The sequence below is a fragment of the Bacteroides sp. HF-162 genome (genome assembly GCF_015679285.1).
GTDB lineage: Bacteria > Bacteroidota > Bacteroidia > Bacteroidales > Bacteroidaceae > Bacteroides > Bacteroides uniformis.
In genome coordinates, this window is the sequence record NZ_CP064937.1 from 2144039 (window position 1) to 2165389 (window position 21351).

The window sequence follows — 21351 nt, forward strand, 5'->3', positions numbered from 1 at the left end:
TTTGATGCATCTCCTTCTTTTATTTATTTAATACCCAGTTTCTTGGCAATATCCTTAGGCAGTGCATCCTTGTGCACAATGATGTTCATTGTTTTATAGCGCACGAAAGCTTTGGAAGCATACCACAAACCTTTGTACTTTCCGGCTTCACCCCAAGAGTTCTTTACCATATAGTATTCGTTGCCTTCCTGGTCTTTGGCTATACCGTAAATCAGCATACCGTGGTCGTCAGTAGTTTCCCAGTTGTCGTATGCCAGCTGGCGCTCTTCTTGTGTGCACCACTTCTGCGGTTGAGGCTTGCTGTTCAGTTTCTTTTCTTCGGGTTTCATTTTCAGCCAGTGTGCCATGTCAGAACCGCTCAGTTCTTGCACCTTTTCTGCATCGGGCATTACGGCTATACCGTCGCGTGTGAAGCCTTGTTCGCTTACGTCACTACCCCATGCAATGGTGTAACCCTTATTGATAGCGTTGTCAAACACTTCCATCAACTCGTCGATAGGCAAGTTGTAGGAAGAAGCCCAACGCCAGTTGTCTTGTATTTCTAGGACGAACGGCTGGTAGAAGGGATGGTGGGTATAGGAAGTCAGTGAGATATAGTCATCTGCATTCAGTCCGGTAGATTCATAGAAAGACTTCGGAGTATATTCCTTGCCTTTGTAGGTGAACTTCTCGGGACGTTCGCCCAGATAAATATCGTGGATAGCGGTAATGGCTTTCTTCCAGAGCGGATTCTTGTCTTGGTCTGTTTGCAGGCTGCGGTGTTTTCCCTTGGCAATGGCTGCCACTACGGCATCAGATACGGCTGTCAATTCGGTGTGGTTGCTTAGCGTGTCGCCATACATAACGCCCGGACGCATTTCCTCTTCGGGCACCAGACCGAAAGTTTTCATACCATAAATTACATCGTAGAACGAACCGCCTTGTGAGAACGAAACGTCACCATGTGTACGCACTGCCTTGTCGGCACGGTCCAGATAGGTGTTGTGTACGATAAACATTTCAGAAAAGTCGTATTCGCCTTTGCCCATGCGGAGCAGTTCGGATTCGATGAATGCCAATCCGGAATAGCACCAGCATGTACCGGCGCGGTTCTGGTTCTTAACAGAAGTGATCGGATTTTCTTTTACGGTCGTAAAGATGAAACCTTCCTCTTTCAGAGTGTCTTGTGCTATTGTGTTTAAACTTAATAAACCCAATGCAGCCATCAGTATTGATTTCTTCATCATAATTAAAATGTTATAGATTTATTGTTGCAACTGCAAATATAGGTAGAATATCGTAAACAAAAGCTATCTTTGAAGCGTTAATTCCGACACTTATGGAGAAAATAATACGTATCGACGACCATAGCGGTCTTGTTTTGGAGGGTGGCGGTATGCGCGGCGTCTTCACTTGCGGTGTGCTCGACAACTTTATGGATCGTGGCATTCGCTTTCCCTATACCATCGGCGTCAGTGCCGGAGCCTGCAACGGACTTTCCTATATGTCCGGTCAGCGCGGGCGTGCCAAGTACAGCAATATCGACTTGTTGGAAAAATACAATTACATCGGATTGAAGTATCTGTTGAAGAAGCGGAATATCATGGATTTCGACTTGTTGTTCCAGGAGTTTCCGGAACACATACTTCCCTACGACTACGAGGCATACTTTCATTGCCCCGAACGCTATGTGATGGTAACTACCAACTGCGAGACGGGCGAAGCGAACTATTTTGAGGAGAAGCGGAGTAAGGAGCGCGTCATTGATATTGTACGTGCTTCGAGCAGTCTGCCGTTTGTCTGTCCCATTACCTACGTGGACAACATCCCGATGCTGGATGGAGGTATTGTGGACAGTATCCCTTTGATGCGTGCCCGTCAGGATGGATTTACCAATAATGTGGTAGTATTGACGCGCAATCATGGATACCGTAAGGAAATTCAGGGAACGAAGGTTCCACCTTTTATATATAAGAAATATCCGCTATTGCGTGAAGCTATCAACCGCCGCAGCATTGTCTATAATCAACAGTTGGAGCAGGTGGAACGGATGGAAGCCGCCGGGGAAATCGTTGTGATCCGTCCACAGAAGCCGGTAGTGGTAGACCGCATCGAGCGTGACATCAAGAAGCTGACGGAGCTTTATGAAGAAGGATATCGGTGTGCGGAACAGTTTGTTTTTCGTTTTTGACAGTTCTTGTTTCTTGTTCGTATAATGGATACCTTTTTTTGTGTGTCCTAATTTGCTAAAATCGTTTGTTATCGATGATGATTGTTGTTTTGTTTCTATCGGAGAACTAATCCACAGACCGTGGGAGAACGCTGTCTGGTAGGCTTGGATTGTATTATTTTAGACTGAATGTAACATTTGTAGTATGCTTTGAAACAAAAAAGATAGTCTCCTGCTGCTTGGTGGCGTATCTTTGCATGGTAGAAAAACATAATTAATTTAATACCAACGGAAACATGATTCATTTAAAAGACTTTTGGCGGACAATCAGAAGGACGCTTACCGTATTTATATTAGGAACTACCGTGGCTGTCTTCACATGCCAGGCCATAAATCCTCCTTTCGTGATTAAACATCTGGGTGACGGACAGAGTATCGTCCAAATTGACGAGCAGAAGAAGTTTTTGCTGCTGCCGGTGGAAGAGGCTTCTCCGGAGGCAAAATTGTATATGATAGCGGACAATGATGTTGTACGCAGTATGAACGTGCGATTGGCAGTCAATAAGGTTGACTATTTTGTTCCGGTCGATTTGACCGGCTTCGATAATAAACATCTCTCTTTCAACTTCCAGCTTATTCCGGATTCGGCCTTATGCTGGGAAGAAATGAAACTGTCGGATGAATTCGATGTTTCGAACCGGGAGAAATTCCGTCCGGTGTATCATTTCAGCCCGGCTTACGGTTGGATGAATGATCCTAACGGAATGTTCTACAAAGACGGGGTCTACCATTTGTTCTACCAGCATAATCCCTACGGCTCCATGTGGGGGAACATGCATTGGGGACATGCCACCAGTACGGACCTCGTCACTTGGGAGCATCACGGAGATGCCATTTCGCCCGATGCGTTGGGAACAATTTTCAGTGGCTCTTGTGTTGTCGACAAGGATAATACGGCCGGGTTCGGTGCCGGTGCCGTCATTGCTTTCTATACATCGGCAAGCGACCGCCAAGTGCAGAGCATGGCCTATAGCCTTGACAACGGAAAAACCTTCAAGAAGTATGCGCGAAATCCCATCCTGACTTCCACGCAGCGCGACTTCCGTGACCCTAAAGTCATCTGGCACGAAGATACCAAGAAATGGATCATGGTTCTTGCCGTAGGGCAGGAAATGGAGATATACTCTTCTGCCGACCTGAAGAACTGGACGCTGGAGAGCAAATTCGGTGAAGGACAAGGTGCTCACGGCGGAGTCTGGGAGTGTCCCGACCTGCTTGAACTGCCGGTTGAAGGTACGGAACTGAAGAAGTGGGTACTCGTCTGTAACCTCAATCCGGGTGGACCGTTCGGTGGCTCTGCCACACAATATTTCGTGGGGACATTTGACGGAAAGAGATTCGTGAACGAGTCTCCCGCAGTGACGAAATGGATGGACTTGGGAAAAGACCATTATGCAACTGTCACTTGGAGCAATGCTCCTGCAGGACGTGCCATTGCATTGGCATGGATGAGCAACTGGCAATATGCCAACGATGTGCCCACCCGCCAATACCGTAGTGCCAACTCCGTGCCGCGCGACCTTTCGCTCTATACCTCGGAGGGTGAAACCTATGTAAAGGTAACCCCGTCTCCCGAATTGCTGAAACTGAGGGATAAAGGCAGCAAGAAGCGTGCTTTCAAGGTAGACCGCACGTATAATCTGGACAAACTGCTGAATGACAATTCCGGAACGTATGAAATCGAAATGACCATCAAGAACAAGGATGCGGATGTGATAGGATTCCAGCTCTTTAACTCGAAAGGCGAGGAGGTGGAGATGTACTATAACCTGGCGGAAAAGACGTTCACCATGGACCGTACCAAGAGTGGTGAGGTGTCGTTCAGCAAGGACTTCCCTGCAGTGACCGTGGCTCCTGTCGAGGGTGGCAATGAAATGAAACTCCGCTTGTTCGTAGACAAGTCGAGCATTGAAGCGTTTGGCAACGACGGACGTTTTGCCATGACAAATCTTGTATTCCCGTCGGAACCTTACAACCGCATCAGTTTCTATGCTAAAGGTGGAAGCTGCAATGTCACCTCGTTTACTGTGTACAAACTCGGATTAAAATAACAGATAATAATCTTCAGCATGGAAAATACTAAGAATTCTTCCTTGGCAAAGCTCTTTCCGGTCATGCTTTGCTTCTTCGCCATGGGCTTTGTGGATTTGGTGGGCATCGCCTCCAACTACGTGAAGGCCGACTTGAACCTGACCGACTCGCAAGCCAACATATTCCCGTCTCTGGTGTTCTTCTGGTTCCTCATCTTCTCCGTACCTACGGGTATGCTGATGAACCGCATCGGACGCAAGAAGACGGTGCTTCTCAGCCTTGTCATCACGTTTGCCTCTTTGCTTCTCCCGGTTTTCGGAGACGGCTATGTGCTGATGCTGCTCTCGTTCTCATTGCTGGGCATCGGCAATGCGCTGATGCAAACGTCGCTCAACCCGTTGCTTTCCAATATCGTAAGCGGCGAGCGGCTGGCAAGTTCGCTCACCTTCGGACAGTTTGTAAAAGCCATTGCTTCGTTTCTGGCTCCATACATCGCCATGTGGGGAGCTACGCAGGCCATTCCGTCTCTGGGCATGGGCTGGAGGGTGCTGTTCCCGGTCTATATGGTCATTGCGGTGATTGCCATTCTCTGGCTGAGCGGTACTTCCATCCGCGAGGAAAAGGAAGAGGGACGCCCTTCCACCTTCGGGGAGTGCCTCGCCCTGCTGGGCAAGCCGTTTATCTTTCTCTGCTTCCTGGGCATCATGTGCCATGTGGGCATTGATGTAGGTACGAATACCACAGCGCCCAAAATCCTGATGGAGCGTCTGGGCATGACGCTGGCCGATGCCGGCTTTGCCACCAGCCTTTACTTCATTTTCCGCACGGCGGGTTGCTTTCTCGGCGCCTTCATTCTTCAGAAGATGGCTCCCCGAACCTTCTTCGGCATCAGCGTGTTATGTATGTTGGCTGCGATGGTAGGGTTGTTCGTTTTCCATGAAAAGACAATGATATACATTTGCATTGCCCTTATCGGTTTCGGCAATTCGAACATCTTTCCGGTTATCTTCTCTCAGGCGTTGCTTGCTATGCCACAAAAGAAGAACGAGGTTTCCGGTTTGATGATTATGGGGCTCTTCGGCGGTACGGTATTTCCGATAGCAATGGGCTTGGCAAGTGATGCTGTAGGACAAAGCGGTGCCGTGGCTGTGATGACGGTAGGGGTAGTGTACTTGTTCTTCTATATGCTGCGTATGAAGCGGTAATCTTTGTTCGCAGGCTGCGGACACATATCCCAAGGCTGCGGATATCTGTCCCAAGGTTGCGGATGTCTATCCCAAGCCTTGGGATAGAGATAATCCTTAGTTCTTAGAGACTTTTTAATAGATAATTGGCAACTTTTCATTCTATAGTTAGGAACTTTTTTATTAGGTTTGCAGTGGGTAGGACATTGAGTTTGCCGTGAATAAAATATATCATTCATTAAACAATATAATATTATGAATAAGATAATAGTAGGTATGGGCGAGGCTCTGTGGGACTGCCTCCCCGAAGGAAAGAAGATAGGCGGTGCTCCGGCAAACTTTGCTTACCATGCATCGCAGTTTGGTTTCGACAGCCGTGTGGTCAGTGCCGTAGGTGCCGATGCGGATGGGGACGAGATTCTGGATGTGTTCGCCCGGAAGGGGCTGCGCACGCAGATTGAGCGCGTGCCTTACCCCACGGGAACGGTGCAGGTGACGCTCGATGCCGTGGGCGTGCCGTGCTATGAGATAAAAGAAGGCGTGGCCTGGGACAACATTCCCTTTACCGACGAACTGAAGCGTCTGGCACTGAACACGCGTGCCGTATGTTTCGGCTCTTTGGCGCAACGCAGTGAAACAAGCCGCATCACCATCAACCGTTTTCTCGACACGATGCCCGATGCGGAGGGGCAACTGAAGATATTCGACATCAATCTCCGCCAAGGGTTCTATACCAAAGAGATACTCTGCGAATCCATGCGCCGCTGCAACATCCTCAAGATAAACGATGAGGAGCTGGTGACCATCAGCCGTATTTTCGGCTACCCGGGCATCGACTTGCAGGACAAATGCTGGATTCTGCTGGCTAAATATAACCTGAAAATGCTTATCTTGACTTGTGGAACGAACGGCAGCTATGTGTTCACTCCGGGAGTGGTTTCCTTCCAGGAGACGCCCAAGGTACCGGTGGCGGACACCGTTGGAGCCGGTGACTCGTTCACGGCAGCCTTCACCGCTGCCATTCTCAGCGGGAAGCAGGTGCCCGATGCCCATAAACTGGCGGTGGAAGTCTCTGCCTATGTATGTACCCAGAGCGGTGCCATGCCGGAATTGCCGGTGGCCTTGAAAGAAAGGCTGGCATAGATTTTTCTTATTCTTTTCACATTTTTCGTTATCTTTGCTCATCTGCAATCTTAAATCAGAGGAAAGTGAAGATGAGACAGCATAACCTTCGGATTTTATTCTTTCTGCTCGTGCTTTGGGGAGTGGCGGTTGCCTGCTCCCGGCGCGAGGCACGTTTCCGTATCGGCGTTTCCCAATGTAGCGAGGATGAATGGCGGCGCCAGATGAACAGTGAGATACTCCGTGAAGCCCATTTCTACGAGGATGTGGAGGTGGACATCCGTACTGCCGTCGACGATAATGACCGTCAGGCAAAAGATATTCGTGAACTGATAGCCGAAGGGGTGGACCTGCTGATTGTGGCCCCTAATGAAGCCACTCCGATAACTCCGGTTGTGGAGGAGGCATACAACCGGGGCATTCCGGTGATTGTAGTGGACCGTAAAATCCTTTCGGACAAATACACGGCCTACGTCGGTGCAGACAACTACGAGATAGGGAAAGCTGTGGGAGAGTATGTGGCCAATGTGCTGCATGGGCAGGGAGATGTGGTGGAAATCTCAGGTTTGGTGGGCTCCACACCTGCCGTAGACCGTCATCAAGGATTTGTGAAGGCTATATCCGCTTATCCCGGTATCCGGTTGCTGGCCGTTGAAGACGGTGCCTGGTTGCAACTCAAGGCCGGAGAGAAAATGGATACCCTGCTGAGCCGCTTTCCGCATATCGACCTGGTGTATGCTCAGAATGACCGTATGGCGGCCGGAGCCTATGCTGCCGCTGCCCGAGAGGGGCGGGAAAAGGATATGCGGTTCATCGGCATAGATGCCCTGCCCGGCAAGGACTATGGAGTGGAGAAAGTGCTTGCCGGCGAACTGGATGCCACGTTTATATATCCTACCGGTGGTGACCGCGTGATGCAGATTGCCATGGATATCCTGAACAAGCGTGATTTTCCCCGTGAAACTATCCTGGGCACTTCCGTCGTCGACCGCGACAATGCTCTCATCATGAAGATGCAGACCGCCCACATCGGCACCCTAGATGGAAAGATAGAAACCCTGAACGGAAAGATAAACCAGTATTTGGCCAGTTATGCCACGCAGCAGGTTGTCTTGTACGGTAGTCTGTCCGCCCTATTGTTGCTGGTCGGTTTGTTGGTGGCTGTCTACCTCTCCTTGCGTGCCAAGAACCGGTTGAACCGTGAGCTGTCCATGCAGAAAAAGAAACTGGAAGAACAGAAAACTCAGTTGATACAGCAGAAGGAACTGTTGGAAGTGCAGAAGTCGCAGTTGGAACAGCTTTCCCATGAACTGGAGGAGGCTACGCACGCCAAGCTGGTGTTCTTCACGAATATTTCACACGATTTCCGTACTCCGCTGACGCTGATAGCCGATCCCATAGAGCAGCTTCTTGCCAACCGCACCCTCGACGGACAGCCGCGCCAGCTCCTCGAGCTGATGAAAAAGAATGTGCATATCCTGCTTCGCCTGGTCAACCAGATACTTGATTTCCGGAAGGTGGAGAACGGGCGCATGGAGCTCCATCTCGAACCTTTTGATTTGCTCGACAGCTTCCGGGGCTGGAACGACTCTTTCCGCATGGCGTTGCTGAAGAAACATATTGCTTTCAGCTTTGAGGCATCTCCCGATACGGACTTCCGGATGATGGCAGATGCGGAGAAGATGGAGCGCATTTACTTCAATCTCTTCTCCAATGCCGTGAAGTATACGCCGGAGAATGGGAAAGTCATCGTACGGTTGTTAAAGTCGGAACAGAACTATAGTCTGTCCGTCTTCAATTCCGGCAGCTACATTTCTTCGACCGATGTGGAAGCTATCTTCGAGCGCTTCTATCAAGTGGACGGGCATCAGGCCGGTACTGGTATCGGACTGGCGCTGGTACGTGCCTTTGTAGAGATGCATGGCGGTAACATTGCGGCACGCAGTGACGAGAAAGGTACTACTTTCACCGTCACTTTCCCACAGCAGGATGTTTCGCAGTACCATCCCACCATAGTGACGTTGCCTGCCGAAGAGCAGGACGTGTCGTCCACCCTGATAGATACGGAAGTGAAGGCAGGCGAAGAGGTGGTTGAGGCCGATTGTCCTACTGTGCTGGTAATTGACGATAATGCGGATATCCGCAGCTATGTGAAGTCGCTGTTGTCGAACGAATTCCGTGTATTGGATGCGGCGGACGGGGCAGAGGGTATCAGGCTGGCCATGAGGTATGTGCCGGATGTGATTATCTCGGATGTAATGATGCCCGGTATGGATGGTGTGGAATGTTGCCGCCGTTTGAAGAGCGAGTTGCAGACATGCCATATCCCGGTGATTCTGCTGACGGCCTGCTCGCTGGACGAACAGCGTATCCAGGGCTATGACGGTGGTGCCGATTCTTATATTTCCAAGCCGTTCAATTCGCAGCTGCTCTTGTCTCGTGTCCGCAATCTTATTGCAAACCGCCGTCAGTTGAGGCAGTTCTTCGGAGATAACCAGACTATCGAGAAGGAAGCCATCAGTGATTTGGATAAGGGTTTCGTCTCCCGCTTCAAATCGCTTGTCGAGGAGAGGATGAAAGATGCGGAACTCAATGTGGAGGATTTGGGACGGAATATGGGTATGAGCCGTGTGCAGCTTTACCGTAAGCTGAAATCGCTGACCAACTATTCGCCGAATGAGCTGCTGCGCCAGATGAGGTTGAAAAAGGCTGCCTCACTGCTTGCCTCCTCTGATATGACAGTAGCGGAGATTGCTTATGAAGTAGGCTTTTCGTCACCTTCCTATTTCACAAAATGCTATAAGGAACAGTTTGGGGAGAGTCCTACCGAGTTTCTGAAAAGAAGGGGATAGCTATTGCCTATCCCCTTGTTCTTAATACACGTTTGTTTACTTCTGTTTGATGATACCGGAACTTATTTCAGTATTTGGGGCAGGTTTTCTCTTCCCCAGAAGTAGTAAACACAGATTCCAATCCAGCTTGTGAGCAGGATGATGATTGCGACCAAGAGCTTCTTTACTCCGTCTACCGGCCATCTCATGATTTCGAGTACAGCCTTGACTGCAAGGACCACCCCAATAACCCAAATAATAAATCCGATCATAACTTTTTGATATTTAATGTTTTTATTTAAAACAAATAGAGGCTGCATCCGGTTCGGGAACAGCCTCTATTTTCTATTTAGTAATTAAGGAATTACTCTGTAACTTCAGCGCCCCAGTTTTCTTTGGAAAGACGCTTGTAGCTGTTGTAGCGCCATTTAGCGTTTTCTTCGGCGGCCTTGAACAGCTCTTCGGCTTCCTGCGGATATTGCTTCATTACGGATGCGTAACGAACTTCACCCTTCAGGAAGTCTTGGAATCCGCTCCAATCCGGTTCCTTGCTATCCAGCGTGAACGGATTCTTGCCTTCGGCTTCCAAAGCCGGGTTGTAACGCCACAAGTGCCAGTAACCGCACTTAACGGCCTTTTCCTCTTCTGCCTGGCTCTTGCCCATGCCTGCCTTCAGACCGTGATTGATACACGGAGCGTAAGCGATGATGAGTGACGGGCCGGGATATGCTTCTGCCTCGCGGATAGCCTTCAAGGTTTGAGCCTGGTCGGCACCCATAGCGATTTGAGCAACATATACATAACCGTAAGTAGTAGCCATCAGACCGAGGTCTTTCTTACGTACGCGTTTACCGGCAGCGGCAAACTTGGCGATGGCGCCTACCGGAGTAGCCTTGGAAGACTGACCACCTGTATTGGAGTAAACCTCAGTATCCAGTACGAGGATGTTGACGTCCTTACCGCTTGCAATTACATGGTCGAGACCACCGTAACCGATGTCGTAAGAGGCACCGTCACCACCGATAATCCACTGGCTGCGTTTAACCAGGTATTGAGACAGACCGGCGATAGTCTTGCAGCTGTCGCATTTGTCTTTGGCTGCTTCTACCATCGGGATGATCTTTTCGGCCAGTTCCTTGGTCTTGTCTGCATCGTACATGTTTTCAATCCAAGCCTGGAATACTTCTTTGTATTCAGCCGGAGTTCCTTCTGCTGCGATGGCATCTTCCATAGCCTTCACGATACGAGCGCGCATCTTTTCGTTGGCAAGCTCCATACCCAAACCGAATTCGCAGAAGTCCTCGAACAATGAGTTTGCCCAAGCAGGACCGTGACCCTTTTCGTTCTTAGTATAAGGAGTAGAAGGTACTGAACCGGAGTAGATGGAAGAACATCCTGTTGCGTTGGCTACCATTTCGCGGTCACCGAACAACTGGGAAATCAGTTTAACGTACGGAGTTTCACCACAACCGGAGCAAGCGCCTGAGAACTCGAACAACGGAGTAGCGAACTGGGAGTTCTTCACGTTGGCCTTGATGTCAACCAAGTGTTGTTTGCTTTTTACGTTTTCAGCACAGTAGGTCCAGTTAGCAGCTTCCGGCAATTGGCTTTCGAGGTGTTTCATAGTCAGAGCCTTGCCACCCTTCTTCGGGTTGCCCGGACAAACATCGGCACAGTTGCCGCAACCCAGACAGTCGAGAACGTCTACTTGAATACGGAATGTCATACCGTCGAATGCTTTACCTACAGCCTTCAGTTGAGTGAAGTTGGCACCCTTCTGCTCTTCAGCATCGAGTACGAACGGACGGATGGAAGCGTGAGGACAAACGTATGCACACTTGTTACACTGGATACAGTTTTCAGCGTTCCATTCGGGAACGAATGCAGCTACACCACGTTTCTCATATTTGGCAGTACCTTGTTCCCAAGTACCGTCTTCAATACCCTTGAATGCAGATACCGGCAATAAGTCACCGTCTTGTGCGTTGATAGGACGAACCACTTCGTTGATGAATGCAGGATCGTTGTTTTCAGCCTTGGCGTCGTCTGCCAAATTGGCCCAAGCCGGGTCAACGGTCAGTTGCTTGTATTCGCCGCCACGGTCAACTGCTGCGTAGTTCTTGTTGACAACGTCTTCACCCTTCTTGCCGTAAGACTTAACGATGAACTTCTTCATCTGTTCTACAGCCAGGTCAACCGGAATAACGCCGGTGATACGGAAGAATGCGGATTGCAGGATGGTGTTGGTACGGTTGCCCAAACCGATTTCTTGTGCAATCTGAGTAGCATTGATATAGTAAACAGTGATATTGTTCTGTGCAAAGTACTTCTTCACCTTGTTAGGCAGGTTCTTGGCCAGCTCTTCGCCTTCCCAGATGGTGTTCAGCAAGAAAGAGCCGTTCTTACGCAAGCCGCGGGTTACGTCGTACATGTGCAGGTAAGCCTGAACGTGGCAAGCCACGAAGTTAGGCGTGTTTACCAGGTATGTAGAGCGGATAGGAGTATCACCGAAACGCAAGTGTGAGCAGGTGAAACCGCCTGATTTCTTGGAGTCGTAAGAGAAATAAGCCTGGCAGTGCTTGTCGGTATTGTCACCGATAATCTTCACAGAGTTCTTGTTGGCACCTACTGTACCGTCAGCGCCCAAACCGTAGAATTTGGCTTCGAACATGCCTTCGCCGCCCAATGCGATTTCTTCTTCCTGGGGCAGAGAAGTGAAGGTAACGTCGTCTACGATACCGATAGTGAAGTGGTTCTTCGGCATCGGCATAGCCAGGTTCTTGTAAACGGCGAGGATTTGCGCGGGAGTAGTGTCCTTGGATCCCAAACCGTAACGGCCGCCTACGATAACCGGAGCATTCTCTGCACCGTAGAAGCAGTCTTTTACGTCGAGGTACAACGGTTCGCCGTTAGCACCCGGTTCTTTCGTACGGTCCAGTACGGCAATCTTCTTGGCTGTCTTGGGAACGGCGGCAAGGAAGTGCTTGGCAGAGAACGGACGATACAAGTGGACGGCAACCAAACCTACCTTTTCGCCATTGGCAACGAGGTGGTCGATAGCTTCGCGGGCAGCTTCTGTTACAGAACCCATGGCGATGATAACGCGTTCTGCATCTTCTGCACCATAGTAATCGAACAAACCGTACTTGCGGCCTGTGATTTTGGAAATCTCGTTCATGTATTCCTCAACGATAGCCGGAACTGCTTCATAGTAGTTGTTGCAAGATTCACGGTGTTGGAAGAAGTGGTCAGGATTTTCGGCCATACCACGGGCAACCGGGTTCATCGGGTTCAATGCACGTGCGCGGAATTCAGCCAAAGCTTCCTGGTCGATAAGCGGAGCGAGGTCTTCGTTCTCCAGCATTTCAATCTTCTGGATTTCGTGAGAAGTACGGAAACCGTCGAAGAAGTTGACAAACGGAACACGGCTCTTGATAGTAGCCAAGTGAGCTACACCGGCCAAGTCCATAACTTCCTGTACAGAGCCTTCGGCCAACATGGCAAAACCGGTCTGACGGGTAGACATTACGTCCTGGTGGTCACCGAAGATACACAGTGCATGGCTTGCCAATGTACGTGCTGATACGTGGAATACACAAGGCAGGAATTCACCGGCAATCTTGTACATGTTAGGGATCATCAGCAACAGACCTTGTGAAGCTGTGTAAGTGGTAGTCAGCGCACCGGCTTGCAGAGAGCCGTGAACGGCACCTGCAGCACCGCCTTCTGACTGCATTTCCTGTACCAATACTGTTTCGCCGAAGATGTTCTTGCGACCTGCGGCAGCCCATTCGTCTACGTATTCAGCCATCGTAGAAGAGGGGGTGATGGGGTAGATGGCAGCTACTTCGGAGAACATATACGAGATATGTGCAGCAGCCTGGTTACCATCACAAGTAATGAATTTCTTCTGTTTAGTCATAACTAAATTGAATTATTTATTTAAGTGAAAAAATCTCTCTCTTAATACAAGAAACCGAATAACCAGAGAGGTATTTGGTTGCCTCGGCCTATTTCCGCCTTATGCAGTACATAAGTAACTCCCGGATTATTCTTTATCTTTGTTCCTTCCGGACAAATCTTGAAAGGCATCACCTCATCTACCATGAATGAGATGTTCTTGTCGCCCTTGTTCACTTTGTGGTCCTTCCACATTGTGTTGGCAAAGAAAGTGTCCAATACGTCTTGTTCTTCCACCTTGACGGGATAGATGGAATACATCAGATTTGAATTGTGCATCATTATCTTCGACGGCTTCTTGGGGAATTCTTCTCCCTTAGGATAGACCATATTGATGAGCCGTGCGTCTGCCAGATACTTGATGTAATTCATTACTGTGGCGCGGGAGGTCTGTATGTCGTTTGCCAGTTGGCTGACATTCGGCGCTTTCGGCCCGTCCACGGCCAACAAATATAGTAATTTCTTTATCTTCGAAAGGTATTTCAGCTCAATTTGTTTGATAAGCAGGATGTCTACTTCCACCATCATGTTCATCGTCTTGAGCAGATTCTCCGAAAAGTTACGCTTTTCAAGGAAGAATGGGTAGAAGCCGTGGTGCATATAGTCTTGCATGTAGTCCAATGGACGTACTTTGGAGAGGATGCCTTTGGCTATCTGTTCGTGGTTGCTCAGAATTTCTTCCAGCGGATAGGCATGGAACTTCATGCCCGTCTGCAAGTTCAGGTATTCGCGAAAGGAGAAGCCGCGCAGGTTGTAGCTTTTCACAATGTCGCGCAACTCCAGATTCTCTTCTTTCAGGCGCATTACGGAGGAACCGGTGAATACGATTTTCAAGTTGGGGAAACGGTCGTAGCATATGCGCAGCTCCTTGCTCCACTCCGGGTATTTGAATACTTGGTCTATCAACAGCACTTTTCCTCCGCGGCGCTGGAATTCGGCGGCGAACTCCACGATGCCATGTCCGGAGAAGTAGAAGTTGTTCATGTTGATGAAGAGGCAGGAGCGGTCTGTGCCGAATTTCTCTTTGGCATATTGCAGCAAGAAAGTAGTCTTACCTACGCCTCTTGTGCCTTTGATACCGATAAGACGGTCATTCCAGTCTATTTCGTCCATTAGGTCGCGGCGTACGGGGGCATTGGTATGCTCTACGAGATAAGCGTGTGTACGGTAAAATGCTTCCATGCTTTAAATTCGGTTTATCGGGCGACAAATATACGGCTTTTTTATAGATTTGCAAAGTAGAGATGGCAAAATATTATATAACTTTGCACTCTCATACAAAACGTGAGTAATTGGTTAACATTTGAAAGATGAAACTTTATGTGTTCAATCCTGATGCAGATATGGCATTGGGAAATAATGAAGAAAATTATATGGCGCCCGCTACCATCCGCCGTATGGCTGAAGACCTGGCTTTGTTACCGATTTGGTATGCCCGGCCGGGTAGTGGGGTACTGGCCCCTTCCGCCTATAATGCAGATTATCTGAAACAGATGCAACAGTTGTTCCGGCTGGATGTACATTTGGTGACAGAGCCGGAGCTGCCCGATTATGCTGATGTGCGGGTAATGCCTTGGGGATGGAATCCCGCTATCCGTAAACGGATGTTGAAAGGCGGTGTTCTGGAAAGGAATCTTCCTACGCCGGATGCTTTGGATAAATATCGTATGAAGGCTGCCCGTAGTAACGCTTTGGCTTTTCGTGCACTTTTCTATTCCAATAAAATAGATTATACTTGTGGTGACGGTTGTTGCTTGGTGGAGGCTGATGGTGGAACTACGGCTATCTCTCTGGATATTATTGGTCGTTACAAAGAGGGATGTGTGTTTAAATCACTTTGGTCGGGAAGTGGGAAGGGATTGTGTTGGTGCCGTCATGGCTTTACGAAAAATGTTTCCGATTGGTGTAGTAGGGCGCTGAAAGAAAATGGAGGTTTTGTGATGGAGCCTATATTTGATAAGGTGGAAGATTTTGCCATGGAATTTTATTCGGATGGCCGGGGAAAGCTTCTTTTTGTCGGCTATTCCCGTTTTGTTACGGATGACAAGGGGGCTTATCGTGGTAATATCCTTACTTCAGATGGGCAAGTGGAGGAATGGATTCAGCAATATGTGCCCTTTGAAGCATTTGTGCGCATACGCAATATGATGCAGAAGGCATTGGAAACGGGTTATGCTACATCTTATACGGGTTTTTTGGGTGTGGACATGATGGTCTGCCGTCAGAAGGAAGGGCATCCGTATGCCATCAACCCCCATGTCGAAATAAATCTACGGATGAATATGGGAATCGTTTCCCATGTGCTTAGTGATCATTTCATTGTCCCCGGTGGGGAGGGACATTTCTCCATCGATTGCTTTCCGACCCATGAAGCTTTGATGGAGCGGCATGAGCAGGATGCGCAAAGTTATCCGCTGGTGGTGAAGGACGGCAGGGTTGTTTCCGGCTATCTGCCTCTGGTTCCGGTCACTCCGAAGAGCCGTTACCGGGCTTTTGTCTGTGTCACTGCTGCTGAATAGCTTTGCTTTCGTTTCCGCAACGGTCTATGGCTGTCACGGCAAAATATTTTCGGGCAGTCCACGGGCGGATGGGGGCATAGGTATATTCCGTGCCTTGTACTCGTTGTGCCAGGATATTCTCCGGATTGGAGGTATCTACGGGATAGGTGTCCGAACCGTAGATTACATACATCGGAACATTCCGCTTGTCATTATCCGTGGCGGGTTGCCAGCTTAGTTTCCAATAGCCGTTTTCCGGTGTTTCCACCGTGAGTCCGGCGGGAGGTGTAGGAGCTACATTGTCTATCCACGGCATGGCGGGCTGCAGGGCCGGGGCGGTATAGAAGTCTTCTTCCAGCGCATCATAAAGCCCTTGCGTATTGTCCATCAGATACTTCACGCGGTAGTGTGCCTCGCCCGCCAGACCGTGGGCGCGGATAAAGTGCATCTGCCGTTCAATCTCGTCCAGCGTCCAGTTCCCTTCGCTGGGGTCGAGGAAGTAGATGCCCAGACCGGGAATGATTTGGCGTCCGTTACTTTGTTCCTGCCAGTCAAGGGCAAAGGGATAGAAATGATTGCCACGGAAATAGAGCATCGGATAAATCTGGTCCTGGATGCCCTCGCCCAGCCAACCCTGCACGTCCTGATAGACGGTGTGGAAGGCATTCCAGCCACGGGAAGGGTAGCGGGAAGTGTCTTTGTATTTTCCTACCGGGCAGGTGCTGACTTTTACCCAGGGTTTCATGGCTTTTACACCTTTATATATATAGCGCACTATTTCCGTCAGGTTGTCTCTGCGCCATTGGGCAAGGCTGCGTCCTTTGCTGTATTTGCGGTAGTCGTAGCTGTCGGGAAAACGGGGGGCGTTTTCCGGATAGCGCAGGTAGTCGAAGTGTACCCCGTCTACATCGTAGCGTTCCACCACTTCGCGGACAAGGCTCATCAGGTACTCTTTGGTTTGCGGATGTCCGGGATTCAAGAAGTATTCGCGTTTGTAGGGTACGCAGATGGCGCGTTTCTTTTTGGTGACGGACTCTTTACCGAGGGCTGCCACATGCTTGCGGTTGCCCAGAGGAATGGTCACCATCCAGGCATGGCACTCCATGCCGCGCTTGTGGCATTCGGCTATGGCAAAAGCCAGCGGGTCGTAGCCGGGGTCGCCGCCTACCTTTCCGGTCAGTATGGAGTTGTAGGGCTCGATGGCCGATTTGTAGAGGACATCTCCCCGTGTACGGGTCTGGAACAGTACGGTGTTGAAGTTGGCGGCTTTCAGTCTGTCCAATATTTCAATCAGTTCGGCCTGCTGCTTGCGGATGCTTTCGGGCGAAGTGGCGCGTGTCTGCGGCCAGTCCAGCCCATAGACGGCGGTTATCCAGGCGGCACGTACTTCATGTTTGGGCGGTTGTGCGGCAAGCGGCAGCAAGATGGCTATATATAGTAAAATGGAAATAATTCGTTTCATTTTTCTCTTTTCTTCTTTATTTCTATCATTTTTCTCGGCGAAGATAAGCAAAACACCCGATTATTTTGTGCTGTTTACTTGGAAACTGTTACATTTGCATAGATTAAAGATATTAACACGCCATGATTACATTTACGCTTTGCCTGCTGGCGTTGATAGCCGGCTATTTTATCTATGGACGCTTTATAGAACGCGTCTTCGGTCCCGATGACCGCAAAACACCTGCCCTTACAAGAGCCGATGGTGTGGATTACATTCCACTGCCTACTTGGAAGATTTTCATGATACAGTTTCTTAATATAGCCGGACTGGGACCTATCTTCGGCGCCATCATGGGAGCCAAGTTCGGCACGGCATCCTATCTGTGGATTGTACTTGGCAGTATCTTTGCCGGTGCAGTGCACGACTATCTTGCCGGTATGCTCTCCTTGCGGCATGACGGGGAAAGCCTGCCGGAAATCATCGGACGTTATTTGGGGTTGACCACTAAGCAGGTGATGCGTGGCTTCACCGTTGTCCTGATGATATTGGTGGGAGCTGTCTTTGTGGCAGGCCCTGCCGGACTGCTTGCCAAGCTGACCCCCGACAGCTTGGATACCACTTTCTGGATTATTGTAGTATTTGCTTATTATATTCTGGCTACCTTGTTGCCAGTAGATAAGATTATCGGCAAGATATATCCGTTGTTTGCCATAGCCTTGCTGTTTATGGCTGTCGGTATTTTGGTGATGCTCTATGTCAACCATCCCGAGTTGCCTGAAATATGGAACGGCTTGCAGAATACACATCCCAATGCGGCTTTGTTGCCTATCTTCCCTATTATGTTTGTCAGTATAGCTTGTGGTGCAATCAGTGGCTTTCATGCTACTCAAAGCCCTCTCATGGCACGCTGCATGACAAGTGAACGCCACGGACGTCCCGTCTTCTACGGAGCCATGATAACCGAAGGCATTGTAGCTTTGATTTGGGCTGCCGCCGCCACTTACTTTTTCCATCAGAATGGCATGGAAGAGACGAATGCCTCCATTATTGTAGATGCCATTACAAAAGACTGGCTGGGCGCCGTAGGTGGAGTATTGGCTATTCTGGGTGTCATTGCCGCCCCTATTACCAGTGGTGATACGGCTTTCCGTTCGGCACGTCTTATCGTGGCTGATTTCTTGGGAATGGAACAAAAATCCATGCGTAGTCGTTTATATATCTGCATACCGATGTTCCTGGTGGCCATCGGGTTGTTGCTTTACAGCCTGCGCGACAAGGATGGCTTTGATATGATTTGGCGCTATTTTGCTTGGGCCAACCAGACTTTGTCTGTTTTCACCTTGTGGGCAATTACCGTTTATCTGGTGCGTGAGAAAAAAGGGCATTATTTTTATATCACCTATTTTCCCGCATTGTTCATGACGGCTGTATGCACCACTTATATTTGCATTGCTCCCGAAGGACTCGGACTTCAGCCGCAGTATGCGCTGCCGATAGCTCTTTTGGCTGCTGTATTGGCCGGCTTCTGGTTTAATATCTGGTATTTCAAGACGACTAAAAAACTTTGGTAATGAAAAAAATAAAGAAATCTACCGGGCTTACGTTGGCCCTGCTTATTTACGTTTCTGCTACTGCCGCTTATTTCCTTCCCCGCAATACGGAAATCAGCGATACTGAGAAGTATGTCACTGTAGCTGCCTCGTATCTCATTGTATTTGTGTTGTGGCTGGTACTTCGTAAGAAGGAGGCGCTACAACGCAAACGATTCGAAGAAGACAATAAACAACATTGATTATTCACTCAAAAAACAGAACAAGATGAAAAAACTGGCATTATTCGTTTGCTTGCTTGTTGTCACAGTGGCAGCTCAGGCACAGTTTGAAAAAGGTAAGTGGATTTTGAATCCGTCCATCACCGGTTTGGAATTCTCTCATGACACGGGAACCGACAAGACAAGTTTCGGGCTTGAAGCCAAAGGAGGTGCTTTCCTGCTCGACAATGTGGCTTTGCTGGTGCATGCCGGAGCTGCTTGGAATTCCGGAGGGTCTGACCTCGATGTCTATACGTTGGGTGTAGGCGGACGTTATTATTTCGACAAGATTGGCGTGTATCTGGGTGCCGATGTCAATGTAGACCGTTGGGACTGGGGACATGATTTGGATGATACCAAGTTCTCTTTCGGTCTGGAAGCCGGTTATGCTTTTTTCCTGACGCGTACGGTGACCATCGAACCTGCCGCTTACTGGAATATTAACGACGACCGTTCTAAATTCGGCCTGAAGGTAGGTTTCGGATTCTATTTCTAATCTCATTTTGCTACTCCTCCACAGAGTTTGTTTTTGCAAAACATCTGTCATGCTATCACGCGAGGGGGGTATTCGCCTGACTACAAATGGCTTGTCGCGTGATAGATGGGTGTGATAGATAAATATTCTTACAAGTATCTATCACGCCCATTTTCGTTCCCATTCCGATTGTACTGCATACGTCTTTCATTGATGCTATTATCTTAGTTATCAGCTCTTTCTTACTGCAAAGTCCTGCCAACTTTTTGCAATGCCACTGCAAAGGTGTTGCAGCGTCACTGCAAAGGTGTTGCAGCATCACTGCAAAGGTGTTGCAGTATCACTGCAAAAGGAATGCAGTAACTTTGCAGTGGCGATACAGTGCCGATTTAGCCGTTATCTTTCCTTTTCTCATGCCGCTATTGCATGTATTCCTTCTATAGTCTTACGAAATTAGGAGTTTTCTTTTTGATTGTGATTGCAGGAATGAGTATATTTGTATCTGATGCTATGAACTTGAAATACAAAATGCCATGAACAGAGTTTGTTTTCTCCTATTGCTTTGCTGCTTGTCATCTTGCCGAATGAATAAAACGGAACGTATGGAAACGCTTGAAGATTCCGTAGGTACAGTAAGGATAGGCCAATGGATGGGAGAAAAAATAGTGAGCGATAGCCTCAAGATAGGGATTGCGGATGATGGTGACTGCTTGCAAAGGCAATTGCTTGCCATTCACGAAGAACTAGGAAAAAGATTGAATAATACACCATATATACACATTCAGAGGAATGTGACCGGATATGGGGTGGGGTTGCATTGCATCGATATAGATTTGATGGTGAATACTCCCGAGCGGCGGAAAGAGTTCCGGGAGAAAATAATGGACTCCCCCGTTTTCTGTTTTCATGGTGTAGAAGTCCCCGTCATCAACGAGAGAGTAGGCAGGAATCATATTCGTGGCATCCATATCCGTCCCGAATATCCGGTCTTTTCAACGAAAGCGACTCAGGCGACATTCATCCTCAGCAATCACAGCGGCGGAGATTTGACCTGCGGCGAGCATTATTACCTGACGTTCGAAGACGAAAAAGGTACCTGGCGGGAATTGCCGATAAACGCTGTCTTTTGGAACATCGCCTATGTGCTGCGGGATGGGGAGGAAAGGGTTATGAAAGCCTCCCTTTATCCGGATGTGCATCCCAACAAGCCGGGACGCTACCGTTACTTTTATGAGATAACCATCAGGAGGAAACCTGTCTTGATGATGGCTGAGTTCAGACTGACGGACAATGAGGAAGAATGGAGAACGGCGGAAAAGACATCTCTTCCCCCTTATGTTTCGGATGCAGGGAAGGGCGGGAGCCCACAATTGATAACGGAAGAGCCAATGGAAGAACCGGTCTATAAAGTAGTGGAAGTGATGCCCGAGTTTCCGGGAGGCATGAAAGCCTTGATGGATTTTATTCAAAAGAATGTCCGTTATCCAGAAGAAGCCCGTAAGAATGGCATTCAGGGGAGAGTTATTGTCAGCGTGGTGATTGACGGGAATGGTCGTGTGGTGGACCCCGTTATTATGCGCAGCAGGTATCCTGCCTTGGATGAGGAAGCATTACGGATTGTAGGATTGATGCCACAATGGAAGCCGGGGATGCAGCAAGGTAAAGCCGTGAAGGTGGAATTTACTTTTCCGGTTACTTTTAAATTGGAGTAGTGGCACCCGGTAAGATTAAGCACAAAGACACGGAGGCATGGAGTTTTATTCTTTTTCCTTGAATTTAATATCTCT

General features: G+C 48.9%; 15 protein-coding genes. 10 read left to right on the plus strand and 5 right to left on the minus strand.

What is annotated here, in order from left to right; genetic code table 11:
* Positions 1-23: 23 nt before the first annotated feature.
* On the minus strand, positions 24-1223 hold the full coding sequence (locus tag ITJ87_RS08640; RefSeq protein WP_061411214.1) for an aminopeptidase C: 1200 nt from the start codon (positions 1221-1223) through the stop codon (positions 24-26).
* Positions 1224-1318: 95 nt separating this feature from the next.
* Between ITJ87_RS08640 and ITJ87_RS08645 the strand changes: the two genes are divergently transcribed.
* From ITJ87_RS08645 to ITJ87_RS08665, 5 genes are all read left to right on the plus strand, one after another.
* Positions 1319-2170 (plus strand): patatin family protein, encoded by an 852-nt coding sequence (locus ITJ87_RS08645; RefSeq protein WP_117965118.1) that lies wholly within the window; start codon positions 1319-1321, stop codon positions 2168-2170.
* Positions 2171-2445: 275 nt separating this feature from the next.
* Entirely contained in the window at positions 2446-4260 is a 1815-nt protein-coding gene (locus tag ITJ87_RS08650) for a GH32 C-terminal domain-containing protein (RefSeq protein ID WP_117965116.1), read from the plus strand.
* A gap of 18 nt (positions 4261-4278) precedes the next feature.
* Positions 4279-5445 (plus strand): MFS transporter, encoded by a 1167-nt coding sequence (locus ITJ87_RS08655; RefSeq protein ID WP_008663952.1) that lies wholly within the window; start codon positions 4279-4281, stop codon positions 5443-5445.
* Between the two features lie 234 nt (positions 5446-5679).
* Positions 5680-6567, plus strand: coding sequence for a carbohydrate kinase (locus tag ITJ87_RS08660; protein WP_005826288.1), 888 nt, complete (start codon positions 5680-5682; stop codon positions 6565-6567).
* 71 nt (positions 6568-6638) lie between these two features.
* Entirely contained in the window at positions 6639-9398 is a 2760-nt protein-coding gene (locus ITJ87_RS08665) for a substrate-binding domain-containing protein (RefSeq protein WP_117965114.1), read from the plus strand.
* 62 nt (positions 9399-9460) lie between these two features.
* Here the strand turns inward: ITJ87_RS08665 and ITJ87_RS08670 are convergent, their stop codons facing one another.
* The 3 genes from ITJ87_RS08670 to ITJ87_RS08680 form a co-directional block, all read right to left on the minus strand.
* Positions 9461-9649, minus strand: coding sequence for a hypothetical protein (locus ITJ87_RS08670; RefSeq protein ID WP_117601458.1), 189 nt, complete (start codon positions 9647-9649; stop codon positions 9461-9463).
* Between the two features lie 92 nt (positions 9650-9741).
* Complete coding sequence (gene nifJ, locus ITJ87_RS08675; RefSeq protein WP_117601443.1) at positions 9742-13299, minus strand: pyruvate:ferredoxin (flavodoxin) oxidoreductase; 3558 nt, start codon at positions 13297-13299, stop codon at positions 9742-9744.
* Between the two features lie 41 nt (positions 13300-13340).
* Positions 13341-14519, minus strand: coding sequence for an ATP-binding protein (locus tag ITJ87_RS08680; protein WP_117965112.1), 1179 nt, complete (start codon positions 14517-14519; stop codon positions 13341-13343).
* A 128-nt stretch (positions 14520-14647) separates the two neighbouring features.
* On the opposite strand from ITJ87_RS08680, the gene ITJ87_RS08685 reads away from it, so the two are divergent.
* Entirely contained in the window at positions 14648-15856 is a 1209-nt protein-coding gene (locus ITJ87_RS08685) for a hypothetical protein (protein ID WP_117965110.1), read from the plus strand.
* Here ITJ87_RS08685 and ITJ87_RS08690 read toward each other — a convergent pair.
* Positions 15840-17297 (minus strand): glycoside hydrolase family 10 protein, encoded by a 1458-nt coding sequence (locus ITJ87_RS08690; protein ID WP_226791125.1) that lies wholly within the window; start codon positions 17295-17297, stop codon positions 15840-15842. The genes ITJ87_RS08685 and ITJ87_RS08690 overlap by 17 nt on opposite strands.
* A gap of 122 nt (positions 17298-17419) precedes the next feature.
* Between ITJ87_RS08690 and ITJ87_RS08695 the strand changes: the two genes are divergently transcribed.
* The 4 genes from ITJ87_RS08695 to ITJ87_RS08710 all read left to right on the plus strand — a co-directional run bounded on the left by ITJ87_RS08695 (position 17420) and on the right by ITJ87_RS08710 (position 21276).
* Positions 17420-18850, plus strand: coding sequence for a carbon starvation protein A (locus ITJ87_RS08695; RefSeq protein WP_117601447.1), 1431 nt, complete (start codon positions 17420-17422; stop codon positions 18848-18850).
* Positions 18850-19071: a hypothetical protein gene (locus ITJ87_RS08700; RefSeq protein ID WP_005826297.1), complete on the plus strand. Its 222-nt coding sequence runs from the start codon at positions 18850-18852 to the stop codon at positions 19069-19071. Before ITJ87_RS08695 ends, ITJ87_RS08700 begins: the two co-directional genes overlap by 1 nt.
* Positions 19072-19096: 25 nt before the next feature.
* Complete coding sequence (locus ITJ87_RS08705) at positions 19097-19585, plus strand: outer membrane beta-barrel protein (RefSeq protein WP_117601448.1); 489 nt, start codon at positions 19097-19099, stop codon at positions 19583-19585.
* A 512-nt stretch (positions 19586-20097) separates the two neighbouring features.
* A complete protein-coding gene (locus ITJ87_RS08710) occupies positions 20098-21276 on the plus strand; it encodes an energy transducer TonB (RefSeq protein WP_117965104.1) in 1179 nt (392 codons plus the stop codon).
* The last annotated feature ends 75 nt before the right edge of the window (positions 21277-21351 follow it).

Bases quoted from the DNA above. Each gene is read 5' to 3' on its own strand.
- ITJ87_RS08640 (WP_061411214.1), bottom strand. From the start codon at position 1,223: ATGAAGAAATCAATACTGATGGCTGCATTGGGTTTATTAAGTTTAAAC.
- ITJ87_RS08645 (WP_117965118.1), top strand. From the start codon at position 1,319: ATGGAGAAAATAATACGTATCGACGACCATAGCGGTCTTGTTTTGGAG.
- ITJ87_RS08650 (WP_117965116.1), top strand. From the start codon at position 2,446: ATGATTCATTTAAAAGACTTTTGGCGGACAATCAGAAGGACGCTTACC.
- ITJ87_RS08655 (WP_008663952.1), top strand. From the start codon at position 4,279: ATGGAAAATACTAAGAATTCTTCCTTGGCAAAGCTCTTTCCGGTCATG.
- ITJ87_RS08660 (WP_005826288.1), top strand. From the start codon at position 5,680: ATGAATAAGATAATAGTAGGTATGGGCGAGGCTCTGTGGGACTGCCTC.
- ITJ87_RS08665 (WP_117965114.1), top strand. From the start codon at position 6,639: ATGAGACAGCATAACCTTCGGATTTTATTCTTTCTGCTCGTGCTTTGG.
- ITJ87_RS08670 (WP_117601458.1), bottom strand. From the start codon at position 9,649: ATGATCGGATTTATTATTTGGGTTATTGGGGTGGTCCTTGCAGTCAAG.
- nifJ (WP_117601443.1), bottom strand. From the start codon at position 13,299: ATGACTAAACAGAAGAAATTCATTACTTGTGATGGTAACCAGGCTGCT.
- ITJ87_RS08680 (WP_117965112.1), bottom strand. From the start codon at position 14,519: ATGGAAGCATTTTACCGTACACACGCTTATCTCGTAGAGCATACCAAT.
- ITJ87_RS08685 (WP_117965110.1), top strand. From the start codon at position 14,648: ATGAAACTTTATGTGTTCAATCCTGATGCAGATATGGCATTGGGAAAT.
- ITJ87_RS08690 (WP_226791125.1), bottom strand. From the start codon at position 17,297: ATGAAACGAATTATTTCCATTTTACTATATATAGCCATCTTGCTGCCG.
- ITJ87_RS08695 (WP_117601447.1), top strand. From the start codon at position 17,420: ATGATTACATTTACGCTTTGCCTGCTGGCGTTGATAGCCGGCTATTTT.
- ITJ87_RS08700 (WP_005826297.1), top strand. From the start codon at position 18,850: ATGAAAAAAATAAAGAAATCTACCGGGCTTACGTTGGCCCTGCTTATT.
- ITJ87_RS08705 (WP_117601448.1), top strand. From the start codon at position 19,097: ATGAAAAAACTGGCATTATTCGTTTGCTTGCTTGTTGTCACAGTGGCA.
- ITJ87_RS08710 (WP_117965104.1), top strand. From the start codon at position 20,098: ATGAACAGAGTTTGTTTTCTCCTATTGCTTTGCTGCTTGTCATCTTGC.